Below are 23,115 nucleotides of genomic sequence, written 5' to 3'. Positions count from 1 at the left end.
GCTCAGCTCATCAGGGGGCGAAGGGCGCGGCCGACCTGCTCGATGACGCCGGGTTCGTGGCCGTTGGTGATCAGGTTGACGATGATGCCGTCGACGCCGTGGTCGAGCACGCGGGCCCTGACCTGTTCGGCGACTTCGTCAGGGGTGCCGACGAATTGGCGGTCAGCGATGCTGGCGAGGCGTTCGGCGTCGGTCATCGTGGACAGGTCGATACCGAGCCGCGCCAGCATCTCGGACTGTAGTTTCCTGGCGCGGTCACCGTCTTGGTCGGTGATGACGAAGGCGAGGAAGCTGGTTTCGAGGGTGGCGCGGTCGCGTCCTGCTTCGGCGCACCGCTGGTGCAGGGCGTCGAGTTTGCGTGGCAGTTCGGAGGCGTTGCAGATGATGTTGAGGTGGTCGGCGTAACGGGCCGCCATGCCGAAGGTCTTCTTCTCGCCGCCACCGCCGAGCAGAATCGGCAGGTCGTCGCGGATGCGGGGTTCGTTCATCGCGTTCTCGGTGCGGTACCACTTGCCGTCGAAGGTGGAGCGCTGCCCACGCAGCATCGGCGTGATGATCTGCAATGCCTCGTCGAGCCGCTCGAATCGTTCGGTGAACGTGCCGAACTCGAACCCGTACTGCTGATGCTCGAGCTCGAACCACCCCGCCCCGATCCCGAGCACCGCCCGCCCGCCACTCACCACGTCGAGCGTGGTGACCGTCTTGGCGAGCAGCGCCGGATTCCGATAGGTATTGCCGGTTACCAAGGCGGACAATTGAATTCGCTCGGTCGCGGTAGCCAGACCGGACAGCGCCGAGTAGGCCTCCAGCATCGGCTCCTCCGGCTCGCCGATCACCGGTAACTGATAGAAGTGATCCATCACGAAAGCGGCATCGAAGCCCGCCGCCTCCGCCTCCCTGGCCTGCGCGATCACCGCGGGAAACAACTCACGCACCGAAGCGGTGTTGCTGAAGTTGGGCATCTGGTAACCGAGTCGAATGCTCATGTCCTCGACGATATGACCTGGAGTGCACTCCAAGTCAACCTCTGGGGGTGAGTCACATCGACGTAACCGACGAAGCGCCCGACGGTAATCTGGCCTGCCTACCCTTCCCGTGATTTCGTATACGAAAACATCACAGGAAGTCCGGTGAGCATCATGTCGGTCCAGTCGGCCCCAACGTCAGATGAACTCGATTCGGCCGCGGAATATGAGCATGTACCAGTGCCGATGGCTGCTAGGCGAAGCACGCTATCGGTCGCGGCGGTGTGGGCAGGCTTCCCGATGTGCATCGGGAACGCGGTCTTCGGTGGGCTGATCGTATTCAATCAGGGCTTGGTTCTCGGCTTCTGGGCGATCCTGCTCGGCAACCTGCTGCTCTTCGGCTATGTCGGCGCGCTGAGCTGGATCGCGGGCAACTCCGGCCGCAACTTCTCGCTACAGGCCATGTCGGCCTTCGGACGACGCGGAAAGGTCGTCGCCGCAGGGTTTCTCGCGAGTGTGGTGATCGGCTGGTTCTCGTATCAGATCGGTCTCACCGGTACGACCCTGCATGGTGTGTTCGGCTGGAGTCCGCTGTGGGGTGCGCTGTTGGGCGCCGTCATCTACACCGCGCTGACGGTCGCGGGCATCCGCGCGCTCTCGGTGATCGGGATGATCGGCGCTCCGCTGTTCCTTGTGATGGCGGCGATCGCGCTGTACTTCGGCCTGCGCGACGGCGACGCCACGCTGAGCGGGGTGTTGTCCTATGAGGCGCACGGCAACGCGCTCGGTTTCTTGGCGTGTGTCGGCATCGTGATCGCCGGTTTCGCCGACTCCGGCACGATGACCGCCGACTTCACCCGCTGGGCGGCCGACGGCCGCAGCGCGGTACTGGCCGCCGCCAGCGCTTTTCCGTTCGCCAACACCATCTCCTTCCTGGTCGGCGGGCTTGTGGTCGCGGTCGGCGGGGTCGGCGATCCCGGTACCGAAGGCGGCGCGTTCCTCGGCCTGCTCACGGGGCACGGCGCGCTGCTCACCGGTCTCGCGGTGCTGTTCTTGCTCACCAATCTCGGCTCGGTTGCCTCGCACTGCCTCTACAACGGCGCCGTCGGCTGGTCGGGGATCACGCCGTTGCGCATGCGCGGGATGGCGTTGGTGCTCGGCGGTGTCGGCACGATCATCGCGTTGACCGGAGTGTGGAGCCGGATCGTGGACTGGCTGATGCTGCTCGGGGTGTTCGTGCCGCCGATCGGCGCCGTGCTGCTGGCCGATCATCTGTTGCGCAACCGGCGCGGTTATTCGGCACTGGTCGATATCCGATGGAGCGCCTTCGCCTCGTGGGCGCTGGGAGCCACGGCGGCGGGAATCGCGCACTACCGACTGCCCGGCTCGGTCGACGCGGTGGTCGGCTTCGTCGTCGCCTTCGCGGTGCTGGTCGGCGTAACGCTCGCAGTCGAAAGCCGCACGCGCACAGCTGTGGTGGATGCCGCGAAGGTGCCGGCGTGAGCGCGGGGGAGCTGACCCGCTGCAGCGCGACCGAACTCGGCGCGTTGATCCGGGCCCGCGAGGTCTCCCCGGTCGAGGTCGTCGAGTCCGCGCTCGCCCGGATGGAACAGCTCGACCCCACCCTGCACGCCTTCTGCACCCCGACACCGGAACTAGCTCTGGCACAGGCACATCGGGTCGCCGACAAGCTGGCCAACGGCGGCGACCCAGGTCCGCTGGCCGGGGTGCCGATGGGGATCAAGGATCTCCTGAGCACCGCGGGGGTACGCACCACCTTCGGCTCGTGGGTGTATCGAGACTTCGTTCCCGACGAAGACGACATCGTGGTGCGACGCAGTCTGGCGGCTGGCGCGATCTGCCTCGGCAAGACCAACACCTCCGAGTTCGGTTACAGCGCGACCGGTGACAATCCGCTGTTCCCGACCACCCGCAACCCATGGAACCCCGCGCTCACCCCGGGCGGTTCCAGCGCCGGCTCGGCCGCCGCGGTGGCGGCGGGCATGGCGACCGTCGCGCTCGGCAGCGACGGCGGCTGCTCGGTCCGGGTACCCGCGGCGCTGTGCGGGCTGGTGGGGGTGAAGCCGTCCATGGGTCGCGTTCCGGTGTATCCGGGGTGCCGCGACGAACGACTGCCCGGCGTATCCGGTTGGGAGAGCATCGAACACATCGGCCCGATCACCCGCACGGTCGCCGATGCCGCGCTGATGTTGTCGGTGCTCGCCGGACCGGATCCCCGCGACCGGCACTCGATTCCCTGTGATGACGTCGACTGGCTCGGCGCCGCCGCGGCGGGCAGCGCGCGCGAGGATTCCGTAGCGGGATTGCGGGTGGGGTTCAGCGTCGATTTCGGTTATCTCGCAGTCGATCCCGAGGTGCGCCGGGTCGTCACCGCGGCGGTCACCGATGTCATCGCCGATCGGCTCGGTTGTGTGGTGGAGGAGGTGGTGCCGGAGTGGCCCGATCCGACCGAGACGTTCTCGGCACTGATCGTGGCCGAGACGGATCTGACCGGTATGCGCCGGATGATCGATCGGCACGGGGACCGGATGTCACCGCACCTGGTCGATTGGCTGCGCGCACCGTGGACGGCGCACCAGTTCACCGACGCCAATATCACCCGCAAGGCGGTGGTGAACGCGATGGCGCGCTTGATGACTCGCTACGACGTGCTGGTCACCCCGACCTCGGCGGTACCCGCGTTTCCGATCGAGGAGCGCGGTCCCACCGAGATCGACGGTCACCGGGTGTCGGACTCCGCCTGGATCGGCTTCAACTATCCCGCCAACCTCACCGGCCAGCCCGCGGCGAGCGTGCCCGCGGGGTCGACCCGCGACGGACTGCCGGTAGGTGTGCAGATCATCGGCCGCCACCTCGCCGACGCCACGGTGCTGCGCCTGGCCGCCGCGATCGAACGCGCGGCACCATGGGCGCACCTGCGCCCGCAGCTCGGCGATCTGCCGTCTCACACCCCGACCAGCTGCGGGTAGTCGATCAGGTCGATGTCGTTGGCGGCCTTGTCGCCGTACTTCATCATCAGGGTGAAGAAGCGGGAGCCGAGGAACCAGTTGCGGGCCCTGATGCCGAGGGCGGTCTTCGGGGCGAGGAAGTGGCCCGCGTTGGTGTTGCCCGCGATTTTGGCGTAGCGCTTCATGATTCGGTCGTAGTTGGCGAAAGCTGTGACGTGATCGCCTGCGGCGGCCGCCAGTTCGCCCGCGAGCACGTACGCGCCGACGACGGCGAGGCCGGTGCCGAAGCCCGCCAGGGTGTTTCCGTAGGCGGCATCGCCGACGAGGGCGACGCGGCCGCGGGTGTAGGCGCCGTTCATGCGGACCTGGCTGATCGAATCGAGGTATATGTCGTCGAAGTCGGCCAGGTCGGTGAGCATGCGGGGAACGTGCCAGCCCATGTCGGCGAAGGTTTCTTCGATGATCTGGCGTTGGGCGGCGGCGTCGTCGCGGGGGTAGTGGAGTTCGGGCGCGGCGAACATGTACATCTGCTGTGCCTTCGGACCGCCGTCGATGGCGAGTTTGCCCGGGGTGTTGTGGGCGTAGCCGGACGCTTTGTCGCGGGGGGTGGCCGCGTCGCTCCAGCGGCTCGCGCCTGCCACGCAGTAGTAATAGCTCAGGTGTGTGACGTAGTCGGATTCGGGGCCGAACGCCAATTTCCGTACCCGGGAATGGATTCCGTCGGCGCCGAGGACGAGGTCGAAGGTGCGCGGCTGGCTGTTCTCGAACCGCACCGCCACCCCGTCGCCGGTGTCGTGCAGGTCGGTGATGGTGTCGCCGAAGAGGTATTCGACGGAGTCGGCGGTCCTGTCGTACATGATCTCGGCCAGGTCGCCGCGCAGGATCTCGAGGTCGCCGCCAGTGAACTCGCCCGACATCACGCCGAGCTCGCGCCCGTCGGCGTCGACGAGAACCAGGTCGGTGGTGCCGGTACGCCTGGCCCGAACCTCGTCGAGGATGCCCATCCGCTCGAGCACGGTGAGGTGGGTCCTGCCCTTGAAGTCCACTGCCTGTCCGCCCGCCCGGAGTGCGGGGGCGCGCTCGACGACGGTGACGGAAAAACCGTATCGGTGCAGCCAGTAGGCGAGGGCGGGGCCGGCGACGCTGGCGCCGGAGATGAGAACGGTACGCACGGGAACTCCTAGAATATCTGTGTCCGATGGAATCTGTATCCGGTGGATGCAGATAAGAGTATGGTAGACACAGTTTCGCGTCAAGATGATTTTCGAGAGGATGGACAGATGCCGCCGCCGACCACAGTCGAGCTGCTGTGGGGGACCACGCAGCGCCCCAAGCGCGGGCCCAAACCCGCGCTCACCCTCGACGGGATCGTCGCCGAGGCCATCGCGCTCGTCGATGCCGAAGGGCTGTCCGCGTTGTCGATGCAGCGCCTGGCCGAACGCCTCGGCTTCACCAAGATGTCGCTGTACCGGTACGTGCCGGGCAAAGAGCAGCTCACCGCGCTGATGCTCGACGCGGCGATGGGCGAGCCGCCGAATACTGCTCGAGCGCAACAGAATTGGCGCACCGGCCTGCGGGACTGGGGTGAGGCGATCTTCGCCCGCTACCTCGCGCACCCGTGGACGATCGAGCTCACCCTCGGCGCGCGCCCGTTCGGTCCGAACGAGATGGGGTGGACCGAAGCCGCGCTCACCGCGTTGGCGGGGACCGGCCTCACCGGCTCGGAGAAGCTGGACACGATCGTCTTGCTCAACGGTCACGCCCGCAATCTGGCCCAGCAGGTCGCGTCGATCGGCGGTGACGGCGAACTGCAGTTCACCGAGCAGTTCACCGCGATGATGACCGCCGCCGCGGGCCGCTACCCCGAGGTACTCGCGGCCTTCGCTGAGGAAGCCGCCGCCCCGGCGGGCAGAGGCGGCCCGAACGACGCCCTGCGGTTCGGCGTCGACCGCATCATCGCCGGACTCGCCGTCCTGATCGACCAGCGGAACTGAGCGGACCACTGGTCCCGCGGCGATCGGAGCCCTAGGCTCATCCCATGACCGACGAGCCGGAACTGCCGGAGCCCGCTGTCACCATCGTGCGCGAATTCTTCAACGCGCTCGAGCTCAGCGCGGTGGACGAGTCGCTGGATCTGCTCGATCCCGAGATCGTCTGGAAGAACGCCTCGCTGCCCAGCGTGCGTGGCAAGAAACGAGTCGCCGCGGTGTTGCGCGGCCTGGATCGTCCCAAGCTCGGGTTCTCGGCGGAGATTCACCACATCGCCGCCGACGGCGACATCGTGCTCACCGACCGCACCGACTACCTGCACGTGGGCCCGGTGCGGATCGGCTTCTGGGTGAGCGGCACCTTCGAGTTGCGCGACGGCCGAATCGTGCTGTGGGACGACCACTTCAGCAAGGGCAACGTCCTGCGCGGCACCATCGTGGGCGTGGTGAAGGCGATCCGCGGACGCTGACTACTGGTGCTTGCGCAGATACGCCAGGTAGGTCGGTCGCAGCACGTCGGCCAGTTTGCCGTCGCCCGCGTGGAAGTAGTCGTCGATCATCGGCAGCACGTACTTGATGTCGGCCGAGCTCTCGCCCAGGTCGCCCGCCTCGGCTTGGGCCGCCGGGATCGACTTGAGCAGTTCCCACAGGAACTTCACATCACCGCGGTGCACGGCGGTCTTCACCGCGCGATCGTGCAGTTCTTTCGACGACAGCTCGTCCAGATTCTGTTCATCGGCCATGCCATCGACTCTAGCGCTCGGCGGCACGGACGCGCCGGATCCGGCGCGACAGTGCCGGTTAACGACAAATTCACGGACACGTGTGCCGGTCCAGCAGCGCGGCTACGAATTCGGCGGTAGCGTCGGTGATGCGAGTCGCGTCGGTGTGATTCGTACGGGAGGTCCTGACCGTGACTGAGCTACTCAGTGCGAGAGGGCCGGCACCTGGCCCTCGGGGCGGTTGACTCAGCGTCGAACGCCCACAAGGACGGACCGGTCCAGCGAGATCGTTCGCGCGGGTGCCGTGCGAACACATAAGGAGCCCACCGTGACTGCTGCACGCTCCGTTTCCGCTTCCGCGAAGCACACGGCCTCGGCCTCGGCCTCGAGCAATTCGGCCTCGAAGAAAGGGGCTCGCCCCTCACGTTCCGGTCGCAAGACTTTTGTCGTCGACACCTCTGTACTCCTGTCGGATCCCTGGGCCGTCACCCGGTTCGGGGAACACAGTGTGGTCCTACCCCTGGTCGTGATCAGTGAGCTGGAGGCGAAACGGCACCACCACGAGCTCGGCTGGTTCGCCCGCGAAGCTCTGCGCATGCTCGATGACCTGCGTGTGCAGCACGGCAGGCTCGACCAGGCGCTGCCCATCGGCACCGACGGCGGCACCCTGCAGGTGGAGCTCAACCACACCGACTCGTCGGTGCTGCCCGCCGGGTTCCGTTCCGACACCAACGATTCCCGCATCCTGGCCTGCGCGCTGAACTTCTCGGCCGAGGGCGAAGACGTGGTGCTGGTGTCGAAGGACATCCCGCTGCGCGTCAAGGCCAGCGCGGTCGGCTTGTCGGCCGACGAGTACCACGCCCAGGACGTGGTGACCTCCGGCTGGAGCGGAATGGTGGAACTCGACGTCTCGGGCTCCCAGATCGATCAGCTCTACACCGATTCGGTGATCGACCTCGACGATGCGCGAGAACTGCCGTGCCACACCGGTGTTCGGTTGCTGGGCAGCAGCTCCAGCGCGCTGGGCCGGGTCACCGCCGACAAGCGGATCCAACTGGTCAGGGAACGGGAGGCATTCGGTCTGCACGGGCGTTCGGCCGAACAGCGCATCGCACTCGATCTGCTGCTCGACGAGAGCATCGGGATCGTGTCGATGGGTGGACGCGCCGGTACCGGTAAGTCGGCGCTGGCGTTGACCGCCGGGCTCGAGGCGGTACTGGAGCGCCGGACCCAGCGCAAGGTGGTCGTGTTCCGGCCGCTGTACGCGGTGGGCGGGCAGGAACTGGGCTATCTGCCGGGTTCGGAGAGCGAGAAGATGGGCCCGTGGGCACAGGCCGTCTTCGACACGCTCGACGGGCTGGCCAGCCGTGAGGTGCTCGAGGAGGTGCTCAGTCGCGACATGCTCGAAGTGCTGCCGCTGACCCACATTCGTGGTCGGTCGCTGCACGATTCGTTCGTGATCGTCGACGAGGCGCAGTCGCTCGAACGCAATGTGCTGCTGACGGTGTTGAGCCGCCTCGGCACGGGTTCTCGGGTGGTGCTCACCCACGATGTCGCCCAGCGCGACAATCTGCGGGTGGGCAGGCACGACGGCGTGGCGGCGGTGATCGAAAAGCTCAAGGGGCATCCGCTTTTCGCGCACATCACGCTCACTCGCAGCGAGCGCTCGCCGATCGCGGCGCTGGTGACCGAGATGCTCGAGGAGTACGGGCCCAGCGCGTAATCACCGGCAATCGGGCCGCGTTGCGGTCCGAATCCGTTTGATTACCGCAAACGGTGGGTAATATCCGCTCCGACACCAATCCAGCAACGGCTCGGCGAACACTGTTCCGCCGGGCCGTTGCGGATGTCGGCCAGGCTCCAATCCGGGGGCACCCCCGGGGGGAGCCACTCGCGAGAGGATGGATATGAACCACTTCGCTCGACGTACTGTTGCCGGGAGCGCCGCGGTCCTGGCCGCGACGGGTCTGCTGCTCGCCGCCGGCTGCAGCGACGACGACCAGGACAAGGCCAACGACGCCGTCGCCTCGGTGACTTCGGCGATGGGCGCCCCAGGGGGCAGCGCGACCACCATGCCGGGCATGGGCAGCATGACCACCACCCCGGGTTCGGAAACCACCTCCGGTACCGAGACCACCTCCGGTGCGGCCACCACCAGTGGAGCCGCAGGCGAATCGACCACCGTCTCCACTCCGAACGGTGACATCACCATCTCCGGCGAGGTCTACAAGAAGTACGTGGCGGTCGGCGGCGCGGCCAGCCCGCTCGGCGTACCGGAAGAAGCCCAGGAATCCGGCCCCGATGGCGGCCAGTACCAGGACTTCACCGGCGGCACCATCTACTGGAGCAAGGATTCCGGCGCCCACATCGTGTGGGGCGAGATTCGCGAGGCGTGGGAGGCCAACGGCGGCGCCAACGGCACGCTGGGCTACCCGACCAGCGACGAGAAGGACATCGCAGGCGGCAAGCAGAGCGACTTCACCGGCGGCACCATCACCTGGGTCAACGGTGAGATCACGGTGACGCCCAAGTAAGAGCGTTGTGCTCCGCCCCAGCGCGGGGGCCCGGTTCACCCCGTAGGTCCCCGCGCTTGCGCACGAGGTACTAGGTTGTCTGGGTGCAGAAAACTTTGACCGACCGCGAGCTGCTGGATTCGCTCGCGGACGAGGTGGAAATCAACCTGCGTCGCCACATCGAGGTGGCCGACGGCTGGCAGCCGCACGAGCAGGTGCCGTGGTCGGACGGGCGCAACTTCGCCTTCCTCGGTGGCACCGACTGGAGCCCGGAACAGTCCGAGCTCAGCGAGACCGCCAGGCTCGCGCTGACCGTGAGCGTCCTGGTCGCCGACAATCTGCCGTCCTACCACCGTGAGCTCGGCAAGCACCTGCGCATCGGCCCCTGGTGGCGCTGGGTCGGCCGGTGGACGGCGGAGGAGAACCGCCACGAGATCATGATCCGCAACTACCTCATGCTCACGCGCGCGGTGGACCCGATCGCGCTCGAGCGGGCCCGCATGCAGCACATGACCGATGGTTTCAACCGGCCTCCCATGCACCTCATCGACGTCCTGGCCACCTGCGCGTTCGAAGAGGCCGCTGCCGCGATCCGTCATCGCAACACCGCCGCGCTCGGCGAGAACCCGATCGTCACCGCGATGGCCGAGAAGCTGGCCGCCGACGACGAGCTGCAGGCCGAGTTCTTCGCCGTGCTCGTCGCCGCCGCCCTCGACCTGGTTCCCGACCAGGGTGTGCGCGCGATCGCCGATCGAGTCGCCGACTTCCGGGTACCGCACGTGGATCTGCCCGGTGGCGGATCGAGCGACGAGGCGCTGGCCGAGGCGGGCATCTACGACCGTGCCGACGAGGACGAACTGGTGTTCAAGCCGCTGCTGCAGCGCTGGAACATCTTCTCCCGCACCGATTTCAGCGAAGCGGGCGAGAAGGCTCGCGCGGAACTCGCGCACCTGGCCTGAGCCGCTGCGCGAACGGCCGTCACCTCCTGCGAGGTGGCGGCCGTTCGTGTTCTCAGCGGTCGACGTCGGCCATGGCCAGCACGTCGAGCTTGCGGTCGAGCTCTTCGAGCGAGAGCTTGTCCGGGACCAGCCCGCGATCGATGACGGTCTGACGGATCGTCTTCTTCTCGCGCAGTGCCTCTTTGGCGACGGCGGCCGCTTCCTCGTAACCGATGGCCGAGTTGAGCGGGGTGACGATCGACGGCGACGATTCGGCGAGCGTGCGCAGGTGCTCCTCATTGGCCACCAGGCCGCTCACGCACCTGTCGGCGAACAGTCGAGAAACGTTGGCCAGCAGGCGAATCGACTCCAGCAGGTTGCGGGCCATCACGGGGATGTAGACATTGAGCTCGAAGGCCCCACTTGCTCCGCCGAACGCGATCGCCGCGTCGTTGCCGACCACCTGCACGGCCACCTGCGTCACCGCCTCGGGCAGTACGGGATTCACCTTGCCCGGCATGATCGAGCTACCCGGCTGCAGGTCCGGCAGCTGCAATTCGCCGAGCCCGGTGAGCGGGCCCGAACCCATCCAGCGGATATCGTTGGCGATCTTGGTCAGGCTGACCGCGATGGTGCGCAGCGCGCCGGAGGCCTCGACGAGTCCGTCGCGCGCGGCCTGTGCCTCGAAGTGGTCGTTGGCTTCGCGCAGCGCGTCGATTCCCGTGGTGCGCACCAGTTCCGCGACGACCTTCGTGCCGAAGCCGGCGGGTGCGTTGAGTCCGGTGCCCACCGCGGTGCCGCCGATCGGCAACTCGCCCAGGCGCGGCAGGGTAGCCATCGCGCGCTCGATGCCCGCGGCGATCTGGCGGGTGTAGCCGCCGAATTCCTGACCGAGCGTCACCGGCACCGCGTCCATCAGGTGGGTGCGACCCGACTTCACCACGGTGCGCCACTGCTGCGACTTGTCGAGCAGGGCGAGGCGCAGATGATCGAGCGCGGGAACGAGGTCGGTGATCACGGCCTCGGTGGCGGCCAGGTGTGTGGCGGTGGGGAAGGTGTCGTTGGACGACTGCGACATGTTCACGTCGTCGTTGGGGTGCACGGCCACACCGTCGCGCGCGGCGATCGAGGCGATCACCTCGTTGGCGTTCATGTTCGAGCTGGTGCCCGAACCGGTCTGGAACACGTCGATCGGGAACTGGTCGTCGTGCTCACCGTTGGCGATCTCGCCCGCCGCCGCGATGATCGCGTCGGCCTTGACCGGATCGAGCAGGCCCAGATCCTTGTTGACCTGCGCGCAGGCGGCTTTCAGCAGACCGAGCGCCCGGATCTGGGCTCGTTCGAGCCCACGTCCGCTGATCGGGAAGTTCTCGACGGCCCGCTGCGTCTGCGCCCGCCACAGGGCGTCGACAGGGACGCGAACCTCCCCCATGGTGTCGTGCTCGATCCGGTACTGCCCGTCGTCGTCAGCCATAGTTCGACCCTAGGACGAGAACACCACGAATGGTGGCCCCACACCAGCGGCGATTCCCACACCGCCCGCGGGAATACATCCAGAGACGACCAACACAGGCGAGTCTTACGAGCCCGTTCGCGGCCGGCTCGCGTTCGCGGGTCGAGACGGAACGCCGCAGGCGCAGTATCGACCCGCGAGCGCGAGCCCTCGGGCCGCGAACCCGCGGCCCCGGCCGCTGATGTCAGGGCAGCGGCGGGTTCGCGCTGTCGTCGCCGTCGAAGTCGACCGAGGAGTACTCGCGCAGCTTGGTCAGGCGGTGGTAGGCGTCGATCATGCGGACGGTGCCCGACTTGGACCGCATCACGATCGACTGGGTGGACGCGCCACCCGCGTAGTAGCGCACGCCGCGCAGCAGGTCGCCGTCGGTGACGCCGGTGGCGCAGAAGAAGACGTTGTCGCCGGAGACCAGGTCGGTGGTCGAGAGCACGCGGTCCAGATCGTGGCCCGCGTCGATCGCCTTCTGACGCTCTTCGTCGTCCTTCGGGGCGAGCATGCCCTGCAGCTCACCGCCGAGGCAGCGCAGCGCGGCGGCGGCGATGATGCCCTCGGGGGTGCCGCCGATGCCGACCAGGATGTCGACGCCGGACTCGGGACGCGCGGCGGCGATGGCGCCCGCGACGTCACCGTCGGAAATGAGGCGGATGCGAGCGCCCGCGTCGCGCGCCTGCTGGATGGTGTCCTCGTGGCGAGGACGGTCCAGGATGCAGACGGTCAGGTCGGACACCGAAAGGCGCTTGGCCTTGGCCACGCGGCGGATGTTCTCGCCGATCGGGGCGGTGATGTCGATCGAGCCCGCGGCGTCGGGGCCGACGGCGATCTTGTGCATGTAGAACACCGCGGACGGGTCGAACATGGCGCCGCGCTCGGCGACCGCGAGCACGGAGATGGCGCCGGGGGAGCCCTTCGACATCAGGGTGGTGCCGTCGACCGGGTCGACCGCGAAGTCGACCTCGGGGCCGGTGCCGTCGCCGACGAGCTCACCGTTGTAGAGCATCGGCGCTTCGTCCTTCTCGCCTTCGCCGATGACGACGATGCCCTTCATGGACACCGAGCTGACGAGCTGACGCATGGCGTCGACGGCAGCGCCGTCGCCACCTTCCTTGTCGCCACGGCCGACCCAACGGCCACTCGCCATCGCGCCTGCCTCGGTGACGCGGACCAGCTCCAGTGCGAGGTTGCGATCGGGTGCCTCGCGGCGGCTGTGAACGGGCGAGGTGGGCGTCATTGCGGAGTGCCTCCTTGGCGTTGGTGATACGGGGGCATTGTCGCATTTCGAAACGGCACGCTCGTGCACGACCTCCTGCGATGACCCCTGGGCGGCCTGGTCCTGGCTCGAGTGGATACTGGTAGCCGTGGCACAGACCAAGCACCGGATTTTCAACGACTACCGCGATCTGTTCTGGTCGTTGATCCCGTTGGTGCTGGCCGCGGTGGTGCTGGCCGGCGTGGCGAGCCAGTGCACGGTGGCGACGAATGGCCCGACGCAGGGTCAGATCCCGCATTTCGACGCCGACGCCGCGCTGAAGTCCGACGCGAAGACGCTGTCGTTCCCGATCCGCAACCCGACGTTGCCGCAGGGCTGGACCTCGAACTCCGGCAGCCGCGACACCATCGCCGCCGCCGGTGGCGGTGCGGTGAGCACGGTCGGCTACATCACGCCGCAGGGCACCTACATGCGGTATTCGCAGACCGGCGCCTCCGAGGAGGCGTTGTCGCGGCAGGTACTCGGCTCGCGCTATCCGACCGGGACACAAGAGGTGGCCGGGCAGAAGTGGGTCGTCTACACCGAGCCGACCGAGGAAACCGGCTGGATCGCCGACCTCGGTGGGGTGCGGATCCTGATCACCGGCGCGGGCAACGAAGCCGCGTTCACGACGCTGGCCACGGCGATCACCACGGCCCAACCGCTGTCGAAGTAGCCGCCACACCCGGCTTCGAGGTGGGTTCAGCGCACGATCAGGCTGGGTAGGAAAGTTTGGTTCGGTGCCCTTTCGCCGCTGGCGAGGGCTGCGACCAGCATGCGAACCGCCGCCGCTGCCTGCTCTTCGCGATGGGTGTCTATCGCGGTGAGCGGCGGATCGTTGTCACGGGCGATGCTGCCCTCGGAGGTGATCAGGCCCAGGTCGGCGCCGATGGTGCGGCCGAGTTCGCGGGCCGCGGTGACGCAACCGGCGGCGACCGAGTCCAGCGGGGCGTAGACGGCGTCGACGTCGGGGCGTTCGGTCAGCAGTTGCACGCACGCGCGATGGGCGAGTCTGGTGCGGCCGCCGCCCCCGGCGAAATCGACGGTCGCCACGATCGGCGTCATGCCCGCGATGCGGCACCAGTGTTCGTAGGCGGTTCTGGAGGCGGCCGCATTCTGTCTGCCGCTGTTGTCGACCAGCAGGGCGGGTCGGCGAGCGCCGGTGCTCAGGAAGTGCGTCATCGCCAGGTCGACCGCCGCGTCGCGGTCGAGCGATACCGAGCTCGCCGGGGCGGGCGCGTGACCGCCGATCGTCACCACCGCCAGGCCGCGGGCGGCCGCCGTTTCGACGAAGCCTTCGGCCGGGTCGGGGTCGATGAGCAGGACGCCGTCGGCGGCGAGATCGTGTACCTGGTCGTGCTCGCCCAGCGGCGGGACGAGGACCAGCGCGTAGCCGTGCCGAAAGGACTCGTTGGCGGCGGCCAGTGCGGTGCGGGTGTACCAGTCCAGGCGTGATTCGTGGTCGTCGACCTGATCGGCGACCATCGAGGTGACCAGCCCGATCATCATCGTTCGCCCGGTGCGCAGTGCCCTGGCCTCGCGGTTGATCCGGTAGCCGAGTTCGGTGGCGGTGGCCAGGATGCGGGCACGGGTGCTGTCTTCCATCCGGCCCTTGCCCGCGAGCGCGAGCGACACCGCCGACGGCGAGACACCCACGGCGGCCGCGATATCGCGCATGGTCGGCCTCGGTGGCACGCGCACCTCCTTCGTGGTCATGAGATTACCGAGGCATCGGCGAAGCGCAGCGCGACGACACGTTCGACCGCGCCGACGAGCGTGTAGAGCACGATCGACGCGGCGGCGACCACCGCGATCGAGGCCCACAGCTGCGGATAGTCATAGCGTGGAATCGCTTTGAGCATCGAGGACCCCAATCCCGCACCCGTACCGAGCCATTCGGCGATGAGCGCGCCGATCAGCGCGCCGGGCACCGAGATCCGCAGCGCGGCGAACAGCGAGGGCAGCGCGGCCGGCAGCGCGACCATGCGCAGCGCCGCGGCCTCGCTGCCACCGTAGGCGCGGATCAGGTCCATGCTCTGCGCCGGCGCGCCACGCAGCCCGGCCACGAGGGTGACGAAGGCGGGGAAGAACACCACGAGCGCGCCGGTGACGGCGACCATCGTCAGCCCACGGCCGAAGGTGGCCACCAGGATCGGCGCGAGGGTGACCAGCGGGATCGAGCGCAGCAGGGTCGCCACCGGCACCGCGCTGCGCTCGAATTCGCGCGACAGCAGGGCCAGCGCGGCGCCGCTGAGCGCCAGGCTCATGCCGACGACGAATCCGAGGCCCGCGTCGCGCAGCGTGATGGTGAGCCCGTCGACGATCTGCGCGCGATGCGCGGGTTCGCCGTCGAACAGGTAGGCCCACACGTCCATCGGGGTCTGGCCGATTCGCGGTCCGATCTGGGGGAACGCGGCGAGGAAGCCGAACCACACGGCGAGCACGAGCACCGTGGCCAGCGCCACCGAGCCGAGGAAAGCCCAGACACTCTTCATGATTCGTTCTCCGGTTGCGTGATGGGGCCCGGGCCGTACAGCCGGGCCCGAACAATCTTGCCAGCCAAGGAGGCAACGAAATAGCCTGCGCCAGAAAGTAATCCGGCCGCCAAAGCCATGCCCCAGGTGCGCGGCAGATCGTAGGAGGACTGCGCGGCGGTGAGCGCGACGCCGACACCACTGTCCACCCCACCCAGGTACTCCCCGAGAATCGCACCGAGAACGGCTGCGGGCGCGGCGATCTGGAGTGCGGCGGTCGCGGCGGGCAGGGCGGCGGGGATCCGGACCCGGACGAGGCGGTGCCAGCCGTTGCCGCCGTACGCGTCGACCAGATCGATGCTGGTGCGGTTGGCTGATTTCAGGCCCGTGAGGGTGCCGATCATAGAGGTGAAGAACACCGAGATCGCGGCAAGGAAGACCGTCGGCGTGCGTCCGCCGAACACCACCAGCACGATCGGGCCGAGCGCGAGCAGTGGCACGCAATAGCTGATCACTGCCAGCTGGGCGGCCAAGGGTTCGGTGCGGGGGAACACCGCCACGGCGAGTGCGACGGCGAGGGCGGCGATATTGCCGAACGCGAAGCCCTGGACCGCACCCCACGCGGTGATCGACGCGTTCGGGCCGTAGAGGGCGAATCCGTCCTCGGCTACGGAGGTCAGAACTGCCCACGGGGTGGGCACGGCGGACGTGCTGAGACCGGCCACCGCCCACAGCAGGATCAGGACCGCAGGGCCACGCAGTCCGGCGAGTCGGGCGTTCACGCGGGCCGCCGTTCCCCGAACAACAGCCCCGACAGATGATCGTGCAGCGCATGGAATTCCGGTGTGCGCATCATCTCCGGTGCCCGTGGTCGCGGCAGGTCGATATCGACCAGCTCCAGCACGCGTCCCGGCCGCGTCGACATCACCGCGACGGTGTCGGACAGGAACACCGCCTCCCCGATGCCATGGGTGACCATCAACGTGGTGGCGGGCTTCTCGGTCCAGATCCGCAGCAGCTCCATGTTCAACCGCTGTCGGGTCATGTCGTCGAGCGCGCCGAACGGCTCGTCCAGCAGCAGCACCGACGGCTTCACCACCAGCGCACGGGCGATCGAAACGCGTTGCCGCATACCGCCGGACAGCTGTGCCGGTTTGGCCGCCTCGAAGCCGGTGAGACCGACGAGTTCGATGAGCCCGTCGATCACCGCGTGGTCGATCGGCAGCCCCGCCACCTGTAGGGGCAACGCGATATTGGAACGCACACTGCGCCAGGGCAAGAGGGCGGAGTCCTGAAAGGCGATACCCAGCTCGTGCTCGGTCCGCAGCTGCTCGGGGGTACGCCCGTTGACCAGCGCCGAGCCGGCGGTCGGCGTGTCCAGACCGGCCAGAATTCGCAGAATGGTCGATTTGCCGCAGCCGGAAGGTCCGAGCAGCGAGAGGAATTCGCCCTGCTTGCTCCGTAGGTCCACCTCGGCGAGCGCTTCGACCTTGCGCTTGCCCGCGGTGAATGTCTTGGTCAGTCCACTGATGTCGATGCCGGTCATCGCAACCCCGGATGCTCGGTGTAGAGCTCGGTGAGGAGCGAGGAATCGAACAGCTGGGCAGCGGTCACCGTGGAACCCGTACGTCCCAGCGCCGTCACCGTGTCGGCGATCAGACTCGTCGACAGGGTGAGCAGTCCGTCGCGGCGGGTATCGGGCGTCTGGATCAGCGGCAGTGTCGCGTCGAGCAGGGCACGCTGCTGCGCGGTGTCGAGCTTTTGATCGGCACCGTACTTCTGTACGGCCAGTGCGACAGCGCGATCAGGATCGGCGAGCGCGTCCTTCCAGCCCTTGATCTCGGCGGTGAGGAACGCCTTGCACTTGGCCCGTTCATCGACCAGCGATTGCTCGGAGACCACGAAAACCTGTGCGCACGTGCGTAATCCGAAATCGTTGTACAGAAAGGAATAGGTGGCGAACCCCTTGGCGCGCAGCGAGACCGGCTCATTGGTGGTGAACCCGGACCACGCGTCGACCTCGCCGTTGACCAGCGGTGACGGATCGAACTGCACCGGAATGACTTTCACCGACGACGGGTCTACGCCATTGGCGGTGAGCAGGGCCTCGAACGTCGGCAGATTGTGGTCCGCCACGCCGACTCGCTTGCCCACCAGATCTTTCGGTGTCCGCAACGGCTTCGACTCCGGCGAGGTGATGCACGCGGGACTCGTGGCAAGGGTCGCGCCGATGATGCGTACCGGCACACCGCGTTCCACCGCGGCGGCCACCTTCTGCGGCGTGGAGGTGCCGATCCACACCTTGCCGGTGTCGATACCGGCTTCGGTGCTGGTACCCGCCGCGCCACCGGCGAGCAGGTCGACGGACAGTCCAGCATCGCGGAAGTGACCGTTCTCCAGTGCCAGGTATTCACCGGCGAACTGGACGTTCTTGATCCAACCCAGTTGCATGGCAATCGCATTGCCGGATTCGGTCGAACGTGAGGCGGCGGGGGAGCAGGCGGCAAGGCCGGCGGCGACGCCGACACAGCCGGTCAGCCGCAGGGCGTGACGACGGGAGAGTTGCATGATGGGCGCCTTTCTCAATTGCTCAGTCGGTAGGACCAGCCGCTGTTGGGCAGCGCGGTCGAGGTGGAAACGGTGTCGGTGCCGACGACGTCGTCGGCCTTGCCCTGGGCCAGCAGACCGTAGGGGTCGAATTCGCGTTTGAACGCAGCCTCTTTCGGCCCCCACGGCTTCATGCCACTCGCGCCGAGGACAGGCGTGTGGGTGTTGGCGATGAACAGCCCGGACTGCTGCAACTGCGCGGTGATCGCGGCCAGCTGCTGCTGACTCTCGAACTCGAATACCGGCGAGCCCTGGCACGACAGGCCGCCGTCGATCCGCTTCATCTCCAGATGCAGCGGGCCGAGCTCGGCGAAGTCGCGGTGAATCCGCAGGATCGACTCGTACAGGTTCTCCTGCGGGTACAGCGCGAGCAGGCCGATCAGCTTCTTGTTGCGGCGCTGGTAGTGCATCATCGAATGCCCCCAGGTGAACTCGTACAGCGGTGCGCCATAGGTGCCCTTGCCCTCGAGGCAGCGGTAGCGGATCCGGCCGCCGTTGGCGTGCACGAGATCCTCCACGTTCGGCACCGACTGCACGGCCGCCATCAACAGCACCATCGCCTCGCCGTCGGGTACGAGACCCGCCAGATCGGGGAAGTACTGCGGGAGCGGATGCGCGTGGGGCGAGACGACCTTCTTCAGCACACCGTCGCTGTTGCAGATGTCGACCGAAAACCGTGCGGCCTGTTCGAATTCCGGGAACGAGATCACCAGCTCGTGCCATTCCCACGCCGGTGCGACCGGGAGCTCGACCTCGGTGATGATGCCGTTGGCGCCGTAGGCGTGGTGCACCGTGTTCACATCGCGCCCGCGCAGTTCGATCAGGCGCGGATGTTCTTCCACCGTCATCACTTCCAGCGCGGTGATATTGCCGGTGTCACGCAGAATTCCCCACTGGCAGCTGCCGATTCCGGCGTGTCCGCCCGCGATGTAGCCGCCGACGGTGGCCTGCTGCGAGGTGGACGGATGCATGCGCAGCTCCCAGCCCGACGGGCGGATCGCGGCGTCGATATCGGCCACCACCGTGCCGGTGAGCGCCCGTACGGTGCGCGGGATCTGCCTGCCGCGATCGCCGTGCCAGCCGAGGACCCCGGCCAGGGCGGTCACGTCGATCACCGCGCCACCGCTGAGCGGCACGCCCTGCCCGAACTGCCCGGAACCCGCGCCGCGCACGGTGATCGGGATGCGATGGCGCGCGCACGCGGCGACGGCGGTGCGCAGTTCCTCTTTGTCGCGCGGGGCGATGAAGATCTCGGCGTTGCGGCCGCGCAACAGGTCTCGCAGCACCGGGCTCTGCGCGAAGCGGTCGCGGCTCTTGCTGCGCAACTTGCGGGCGTCGGTGGAGTGGTCGATGGGACCGAGCTCGGTCCGCAGCTTTGTCAGGGCTTCGATAGGTGACATCGGTAGTGCTCCAAGCTATTTCGAGAAGGTGCCGGGACGTCCGGCATCGAGGATTCAGGTCAGAGCAGCGCGCGCAGAGCGGCGACGCGCTCGTGGATCGCGCCGGTGGCGGTGGGCTCGAAGAGTCCCGCCGAGACGCTGCGCCCGCCCAGTCGAACATCGGTGATGTTGGCAGCGGACAGCGCGAGTACGGCGTGCGCGTAGAGGTCTGGTGACAGGGGCCCCGTACTCGGTCGCTCCGGATCGATGACGAGGAAGTCGGCGAACTTGCCCGGCTCCAGGCTGCCGACACGGTCCTCGACACCGAGCGCTTCGGCGCTGCCGAGGGTGTGCATCCGCAGGATCTCCCGGCTGCTCAGCACCGTCGCGTCCCTGGCCGCCGCGCGCAGCAGGTACAGCCCGGTGCGCATGTTCTGGAACGGATCGGCGACGTCGGCACTGGCCTGGCCGTCTACGCCGAGCCCGATCCGCAGGCCCGCGGCGCGATATCCGAGGATGTCGGGAACGCCGGAGCCGAGCCTGCCGTTGGACAACGGATTCCACGCGATGGCCGCGCCGCGCCTGCCCGCCTCGGCCACGATCTCGGGTGTGGTGTGGATGAAGTGCGCGAAAACCGTGTCGGGACCGACACTTCCGGTCGCCAGCAGCAGCGGAAAGTCGGCGCGCTGACGGTCGGCGGCGGCTGGATCCTCGAGATAGTGCAGGTGCTTGCCGATGCCGTACTCGGTCAGCAGTTCGGCTTCGGCGCGCATCTCGGATTCGTCGAGCGGCCAGGTGGTGTTGTAGGAACGGCCGAGGATGCGCGGATCGTCGACCTCGGCGGTGATCTTCTGGAACTGTTCTATCCCTGCCCGGCGTTCGGCCGCGGTGTCCGTGCGAGAAGGACTGTGCGCGTAGACCGTTCGCTGTGGCAGATCCAGGGCGGCGCGCCACTGCCCGGCCGCACCGCCGCCGAAACTGTGCGTGTGGTTGCAGACCGTGGTGATGCCGTGGCGCAGGAGGTCGTGACCGCCGTGCACGGTGAAGGCGTACATGTCCGACTCGGTGAGCAGCGGGCCGTATCGCATGTGCAACTGCTCGATCCACCCGTAGGTGGAGCAGCCGTCGGCCAGGCCGCGGAATACCGACTGCCACAGGTGGCTGTGCGCCGAGACGAAGCCCGGCAGCACCAGCTTGCCCGCTAGATCCACCACGGTGGCGCCGGGCGCAATCTCGGGTGAACCGGGTCCGGTCGCGGTGACGACGCCGTTCTCGACAGTAAGGAATCCCCGATAGGGCTCGGCCCCGTCGTGCACCGGCACGAACAGTCCGTCGACGAAAATCTCCACCGCGTACGCCTCCCAGCCGCCAGGCTGATCAATCGATTTACCAACGAGGATCAGCGTGCCGGGACAGTGTTTCGTGGCCGTAAAGCGCGAATTGCGTTTTGTGCACCGGTCGCGGAGACCGGCGCCGGATCAGTCGGTGGAGTCGAGATCCGCGCGGGAGAGCGCGTCCTCCACGCGGCGCCGGGCACCGGCGAGATGCTGTTCGCAGCGCGTAGCGAGGGCTTCGCCGCGTTCCCACAGCACCAGCGAGTCGTCCAGGTCGAGGCCGCCCTGTTCCAGCATCTTCACCACGTTGATGAGCTCGTCGCGGGCGCGTTCGTAGCCGAAGGTCGCGATCTCGGCCAAGGTGTCGGCAGCGGTGTTCTCGGAACCGGCGTCGGCCACGGTCACTTCCTCTTCTCGTCGGTGGTCTCTGGCGTCAATCGCTGGGTGCCGAGCGCCGCGGCGGTGACGGCTCCGTCGGCGACCCTGATGCGGAGCTGGCTGCCCGCGGGGGAGTCGTCGATCGAACGCACGACATGGCGTTCGGGACCGGCGACGCGCTGCACGACAGCGTAACCACGGGCCAGCGTGGCGGCCGGACCCACGGCGGTGAGCTTCTCGCGCAGATGCAGGGTGGTCGTCGACTCGCCGCGCAGGAGCTGTTCGACATTGCGTCGCGCGGCGGTGCGCAAGCGCTCCAGCTCGTCGTGGCGGTGGTTCAGCTCGCGCAGCGGATCGGCGAGGACGGGACGCGATCGCAACTGCGTGATGGTGTGCGCCTCGCGCTGGACCCAGCCGCGCAACGCGGCCGCCGAACGTGCGCGCATGTCCCGGACTCCGGCCAGTTCGGCGGCGGCGTCGGGGACGATGCGTTTGGCGGCGTCGGTGGGGGTGGCCGCGCGCAGGTCGGCGACCAGGTCGAGCAGCGGGTTGTCGGGTTCGTGGCCGATGGCGCTGACGATCGGGGTGCGGGCGGCGGCGACCGCTCGGCACAGTGCTTCGTCGGAGAAGGCCAGCAGGTCCTCGACGCTGCCGCCGCCGCGAGCCAGCACGATCACCTCGACGTCGGGGTCGCCATCCAGTTCGGCCAAGGCTTCGAGCATCTGCGGGACCGCGGTCGGACCCTGCACCGCGGTGTTCCGGATGACGAAACGGACTGCGGGCCAGCGATTCTGGGCCACGGACAAGACGTCACGTTCGGCCGCGCTCGCCCGTCCGGTGATCAGCCCGATCGTCGCGGGCAGGAACGGCAACGGTCGCTTGAGCCGGGCATCGAACAATCCCTCGGCTGTCAACAGGGCTTTCAATCGTTCGATCCGCGCCAGCAGCTCACCGATGCCGACCGCGCGAATCTCGGTGACCCGCAACGAGACCGTGCCTCGACCGGTGAAGAAGTGCAGCTTGCCGTAGACGACCACGCGGCTGCCCTCGGTCAACGGCACCGGCAGCCTGCGCAACAGATCGGGATCGCAGGTCAGCGACAGCGACATGTCCACCGAGGCGTCGCGCAACACCAGAAACGCGGTGCGGGTGCCGGGGCGCAGATTGATCTGGGTGACCTGCCCCTCCACCCAGATGCTGCCGAGCCGCTCGATCCACTGGGCGACCTTCACCGCGACCGAACGCACCGGATACGGCTGCTCCGCCGAATTGGCCGGAGCGCCGGTCTGCGCGACGCCGTCCTGAGTCATAGGTCAGTTCTACGCGGAGCTACCGACACAACCAAAAAGCGGCCGCATCCGTTGTGTTGGATTGCGGCCGCCTCGACGGAAGGTCGGTTACTGCGCCTGGACGGTGGCGATGCGGTTGGTGAGCATCGTGACGAAGGGGGCGCGGGCGCGGGTCTGCTGTTCGAAGTCGAGCAGCTGGGCCAACTCCTCGACGGTCAGCATCCGCAGCCGGGCGCGCAGCTGGGCCAGCGTCATCGCGGGGTAGTCGTAGCGGATAGCGACCTCGGGGGCTACGACGTCCTCCTCGGTGGGCTCCTCGGCGGGCTCGATGACCTCTTCCTCGGTCTCGAGCAGCAGCAGCGGCGCGGGCACGACCTTGCCGTTGGTCTGCGGGGCGTCGGTCTCTTCGAACAGATCGAAGCGGCTGGTGTGGCCGTTGGCGGCGGGCGCGGGCTCGATGTCCTCGTCGAAGGTGGCCCACTCGGGCTGCTCGGCCGGAGCCGAACCCAGCCGCTCGAACACACCGTCACCCTTGAGCGCGAGGCTGGTGACGAACTGCTGCATATGCATCGTGGTCTGCAGCACGCGACTGAGCGCGGTGATCGGGAAATTGACCGCGGCGACGGGCAGTCGCCGGGTCTCTTCTAAGGCATACACGGCGGCGCCGGCGGCCACCCTGGCCAGGAACGGAGGTCGAAACATGACCCCAGCCTGCCGCAAACCGAGTGTGATGCAAAGGTCCAGCCCCCAGTTATGTGACTTTCGCCCCTTGATCCGACCTGATCCGGCCCGTCGCACGC

23 protein-coding genes are annotated in these 23,115 nt (G+C 67.8%); 8 read left to right on the top strand and 15 right to left on the bottom strand.

Annotation, left to right across the window (positions count from 1 at the left end; genetic code table 11):
- Positions 1-2 precede the first annotated feature (2 nt).
- The gene (locus ASD42_RS11035; RefSeq protein ID WP_056813627.1) at positions 3-986 is read right to left on the bottom strand and encodes an LLM class F420-dependent oxidoreductase; all 984 of its coding nucleotides are present in this window, start codon (positions 984-986) and stop codon (positions 3-5) included.
- Positions 987-1,139: 153 nt separating this feature from the next.
- Between ASD42_RS11035 and ASD42_RS11030 the strand changes: the two genes are divergently transcribed.
- Positions 1,140-2,468, top strand: a complete 1,329-nt coding sequence (locus tag ASD42_RS11030) for a purine-cytosine permease family protein (RefSeq protein ID WP_056816045.1) — start codon at positions 1,140-1,142, stop codon at positions 2,466-2,468.
- Positions 2,465-3,955, top strand: a complete 1,491-nt coding sequence (locus tag ASD42_RS11025; RefSeq protein ID WP_056813624.1) for an amidase — start codon at positions 2,465-2,467, stop codon at positions 3,953-3,955. The genes ASD42_RS11030 and ASD42_RS11025 overlap by 4 nt, the downstream gene beginning before the upstream one ends.
- Here the strand turns inward: ASD42_RS11025 and ASD42_RS11020 are convergent.
- Positions 3,931-5,106, bottom strand: a complete 1,176-nt coding sequence (locus ASD42_RS11020; protein WP_235569372.1) for an FAD-dependent monooxygenase — start codon at positions 5,104-5,106, stop codon at positions 3,931-3,933. The two genes, ASD42_RS11025 and ASD42_RS11020, sit on opposite strands and share 25 nt — an antisense overlap.
- A 108-nt stretch (positions 5,107-5,214) precedes the next feature.
- Between ASD42_RS11020 and ASD42_RS11015 the strand changes: the two genes are divergently transcribed.
- Both ASD42_RS11015 and ASD42_RS11010 read left to right on the top strand, forming a co-directional pair.
- Positions 5,215-5,928 (top strand): TetR/AcrR family transcriptional regulator, encoded by a 714-nt coding sequence (locus ASD42_RS11015; RefSeq protein ID WP_056813621.1) that lies wholly within the window; start codon positions 5,215-5,217, stop codon positions 5,926-5,928.
- A 44-nt stretch (positions 5,929-5,972) separates the two neighbouring features.
- A complete protein-coding gene (locus ASD42_RS11010; RefSeq protein ID WP_056813620.1) occupies positions 5,973-6,392 on the top strand; it encodes a limonene-1,2-epoxide hydrolase family protein in 420 nt (139 codons plus the stop codon).
- Here ASD42_RS11010 and ASD42_RS11005 read toward each other — a convergent pair whose 3' ends face one another.
- Complete coding sequence (locus ASD42_RS11005) at positions 6,393-6,665, bottom strand: hypothetical protein (RefSeq protein ID WP_056813617.1); 273 nt, start codon at positions 6,663-6,665, stop codon at positions 6,393-6,395.
- 307 nt (positions 6,666-6,972) lie between these two features.
- On the opposite strand from ASD42_RS11005, the gene ASD42_RS11000 reads away from it, so the two are divergent.
- From ASD42_RS11000 to ASD42_RS10990, 3 genes are all read left to right on the top strand, one after another.
- Positions 6,973-8,367 carry a PhoH family protein gene (locus ASD42_RS11000; RefSeq protein WP_082843528.1) on the top strand — a complete coding sequence of 465 codons (1,395 nt, stop codon included), beginning with the start codon at positions 6,973-6,975 and terminating at the stop codon, positions 8,365-8,367.
- A 184-nt stretch (positions 8,368-8,551) separates the two neighbouring features.
- Positions 8,552-9,178, top strand: coding sequence for an LGFP repeat-containing protein (locus tag ASD42_RS10995; RefSeq protein ID WP_056816035.1), 627 nt, complete (start codon positions 8,552-8,554; stop codon positions 9,176-9,178).
- 83 nt (positions 9,179-9,261) lie between these two features.
- Positions 9,262-10,116, top strand: coding sequence for an acyl-ACP desaturase (locus ASD42_RS10990; protein WP_056813614.1), 855 nt, complete (start codon positions 9,262-9,264; stop codon positions 10,114-10,116).
- Between the two features lie 52 nt (positions 10,117-10,168).
- Here ASD42_RS10990 and ASD42_RS10985 read toward each other — a convergent pair whose 3' ends face one another.
- Both ASD42_RS10985 and glpX read right to left on the bottom strand, forming a co-directional pair.
- On the bottom strand, positions 10,169-11,569 hold the full coding sequence (locus ASD42_RS10985) for a class II fumarate hydratase (protein ID WP_056813611.1): 1,401 nt from the start codon (positions 11,567-11,569) through the stop codon (positions 10,169-10,171).
- 223 nt (positions 11,570-11,792) lie between these two features.
- Positions 11,793-12,836 (bottom strand): class II fructose-bisphosphatase, encoded by a 1,044-nt coding sequence (gene glpX, locus ASD42_RS10980; RefSeq protein WP_056813608.1) that lies wholly within the window; start codon positions 12,834-12,836, stop codon positions 11,793-11,795.
- 127 nt (positions 12,837-12,963) lie between these two features.
- On the opposite strand from glpX, the gene ASD42_RS10975 reads away from it, so the two are divergent.
- Positions 12,964-13,530 carry a DUF4245 domain-containing protein gene (locus tag ASD42_RS10975; protein ID WP_056813605.1) on the top strand — a complete coding sequence of 189 codons (567 nt, stop codon included), beginning with the start codon at positions 12,964-12,966 and terminating at the stop codon, positions 13,528-13,530.
- 26 nt (positions 13,531-13,556) lie between these two features.
- On the opposite strand, the gene ASD42_RS10970 is transcribed toward ASD42_RS10975, so the two are convergent.
- From ASD42_RS10970 to ASD42_RS10925, 10 genes are all read right to left on the bottom strand, one after another.
- Positions 13,557-14,570, bottom strand: coding sequence for a LacI family DNA-binding transcriptional regulator (locus ASD42_RS10970; RefSeq protein WP_056813602.1), 1,014 nt, complete (start codon positions 14,568-14,570; stop codon positions 13,557-13,559).
- The gene (locus ASD42_RS10965; RefSeq protein ID WP_056813598.1) at positions 14,567-15,349 is read right to left on the bottom strand and encodes an ABC transporter permease; all 783 of its coding nucleotides are present in this window, start codon (positions 15,347-15,349) and stop codon (positions 14,567-14,569) included. Before ASD42_RS10965 ends, ASD42_RS10970 begins: the two co-directional genes overlap by 4 nt.
- A complete protein-coding gene (locus ASD42_RS10960) occupies positions 15,346-16,110 on the bottom strand; it encodes an ABC transporter permease (RefSeq protein WP_056813596.1) in 765 nt (254 codons plus the stop codon). The genes ASD42_RS10965 and ASD42_RS10960 overlap by 4 nt, the downstream gene beginning before the upstream one ends.
- Positions 16,107-16,874: an ABC transporter ATP-binding protein gene (locus tag ASD42_RS10955; protein WP_056813591.1), complete on the bottom strand. Its 768-nt coding sequence runs from the start codon at positions 16,872-16,874 to the stop codon at positions 16,107-16,109. The genes ASD42_RS10960 and ASD42_RS10955 overlap by 4 nt, the downstream gene beginning before the upstream one ends.
- Positions 16,871-17,896 carry an ABC transporter substrate-binding protein gene (locus ASD42_RS10950; protein WP_056813588.1) on the bottom strand — a complete coding sequence of 342 codons (1,026 nt, stop codon included), beginning with the start codon at positions 17,894-17,896 and terminating at the stop codon, positions 16,871-16,873. The genes ASD42_RS10955 and ASD42_RS10950 overlap by 4 nt, the downstream gene beginning before the upstream one ends.
- Positions 17,897-17,910: 14 nt before the next feature.
- A complete protein-coding gene (locus tag ASD42_RS10945; RefSeq protein WP_056813585.1) occupies positions 17,911-19,335 on the bottom strand; it encodes an FAD-binding oxidoreductase in 1,425 nt (474 codons plus the stop codon).
- 59 nt (positions 19,336-19,394) lie between these two features.
- On the bottom strand, positions 19,395-20,663 hold the full coding sequence (locus ASD42_RS10940) for an amidohydrolase family protein (protein ID WP_056813583.1): 1,269 nt from the start codon (positions 20,661-20,663) through the stop codon (positions 19,395-19,397).
- 129 nt (positions 20,664-20,792) lie between these two features.
- Positions 20,793-21,053, bottom strand: a complete 261-nt coding sequence (locus ASD42_RS10935) for an exodeoxyribonuclease VII small subunit (RefSeq protein WP_373864333.1) — start codon at positions 21,051-21,053, stop codon at positions 20,793-20,795.
- Complete coding sequence (gene xseA, locus ASD42_RS10930; protein ID WP_056813580.1) at positions 21,050-22,336, bottom strand: exodeoxyribonuclease VII large subunit; 1,287 nt, start codon at positions 22,334-22,336, stop codon at positions 21,050-21,052. Before xseA ends, ASD42_RS10935 begins: the two co-directional genes overlap by 4 nt.
- An 87-nt stretch (positions 22,337-22,423) precedes the next feature.
- Complete coding sequence (locus tag ASD42_RS10925) at positions 22,424-23,017, bottom strand: lipid droplet-associated protein (protein ID WP_056813577.1); 594 nt, start codon at positions 23,015-23,017, stop codon at positions 22,424-22,426.
- Positions 23,018-23,115: the final 98 nt, after the last annotated feature.

Source organism: Nocardia sp. Root136, assembly GCF_001427185.1.
In the GTDB taxonomy this organism is placed as follows: domain Bacteria; phylum Actinomycetota; class Actinomycetes; order Mycobacteriales; family Mycobacteriaceae; genus Nocardia; species Nocardia salmonicida.
This window is presented reverse-complemented; position numbering and strand designations above follow the sequence as displayed.

Bases quoted from the DNA above. Each gene is read 5' to 3' on its own strand.
- ASD42_RS11035 (WP_056813627.1), bottom strand. From the start codon at position 986: ATGAGCATTCGACTCGGTTACCAGATGCCCAACTTCAGCAACACCGCT.
- ASD42_RS11030 (WP_056816045.1), top strand. From the start codon at position 1,140: ATGTCGGTCCAGTCGGCCCCAACGTCAGATGAACTCGATTCGGCCGCG.
- ASD42_RS11015 (WP_056813621.1), top strand. From the start codon at position 5,215: ATGCCGCCGCCGACCACAGTCGAGCTGCTGTGGGGGACCACGCAGCGC.
- ASD42_RS11010 (WP_056813620.1), top strand. From the start codon at position 5,973: ATGACCGACGAGCCGGAACTGCCGGAGCCCGCTGTCACCATCGTGCGC.
- ASD42_RS11005 (WP_056813617.1), bottom strand. From the start codon at position 6,665: ATGGCCGATGAACAGAATCTGGACGAGCTGTCGTCGAAAGAACTGCAC.
- ASD42_RS10995 (WP_056816035.1), top strand. From the start codon at position 8,552: ATGAACCACTTCGCTCGACGTACTGTTGCCGGGAGCGCCGCGGTCCTG.
- ASD42_RS10985 (WP_056813611.1), bottom strand. From the start codon at position 11,569: ATGGCTGACGACGACGGGCAGTACCGGATCGAGCACGACACCATGGGG.
- glpX (WP_056813608.1), bottom strand. From the start codon at position 12,836: ATGACGCCCACCTCGCCCGTTCACAGCCGCCGCGAGGCACCCGATCGC.
- ASD42_RS10970 (WP_056813602.1), bottom strand. From the start codon at position 14,570: ATGACCACGAAGGAGGTGCGCGTGCCACCGAGGCCGACCATGCGCGAT.
- ASD42_RS10965 (WP_056813598.1), bottom strand. From the start codon at position 15,349: ATGAAGAGTGTCTGGGCTTTCCTCGGCTCGGTGGCGCTGGCCACGGTG.
- ASD42_RS10955 (WP_056813591.1), bottom strand. From the start codon at position 16,874: ATGACCGGCATCGACATCAGTGGACTGACCAAGACATTCACCGCGGGC.
- ASD42_RS10950 (WP_056813588.1), bottom strand. From the start codon at position 17,896: ATGCAACTCTCCCGTCGTCACGCCCTGCGGCTGACCGGCTGTGTCGGC.
- ASD42_RS10945 (WP_056813585.1), bottom strand. From the start codon at position 19,335: ATGTCACCTATCGAAGCCCTGACAAAGCTGCGGACCGAGCTCGGTCCC.
- xseA (WP_056813580.1), bottom strand. From the start codon at position 22,336: ATGACTCAGGACGGCGTCGCGCAGACCGGCGCTCCGGCCAATTCGGCG.
- ASD42_RS10925 (WP_056813577.1), bottom strand. From the start codon at position 23,017: ATGTTTCGACCTCCGTTCCTGGCCAGGGTGGCCGCCGGCGCCGCCGTG.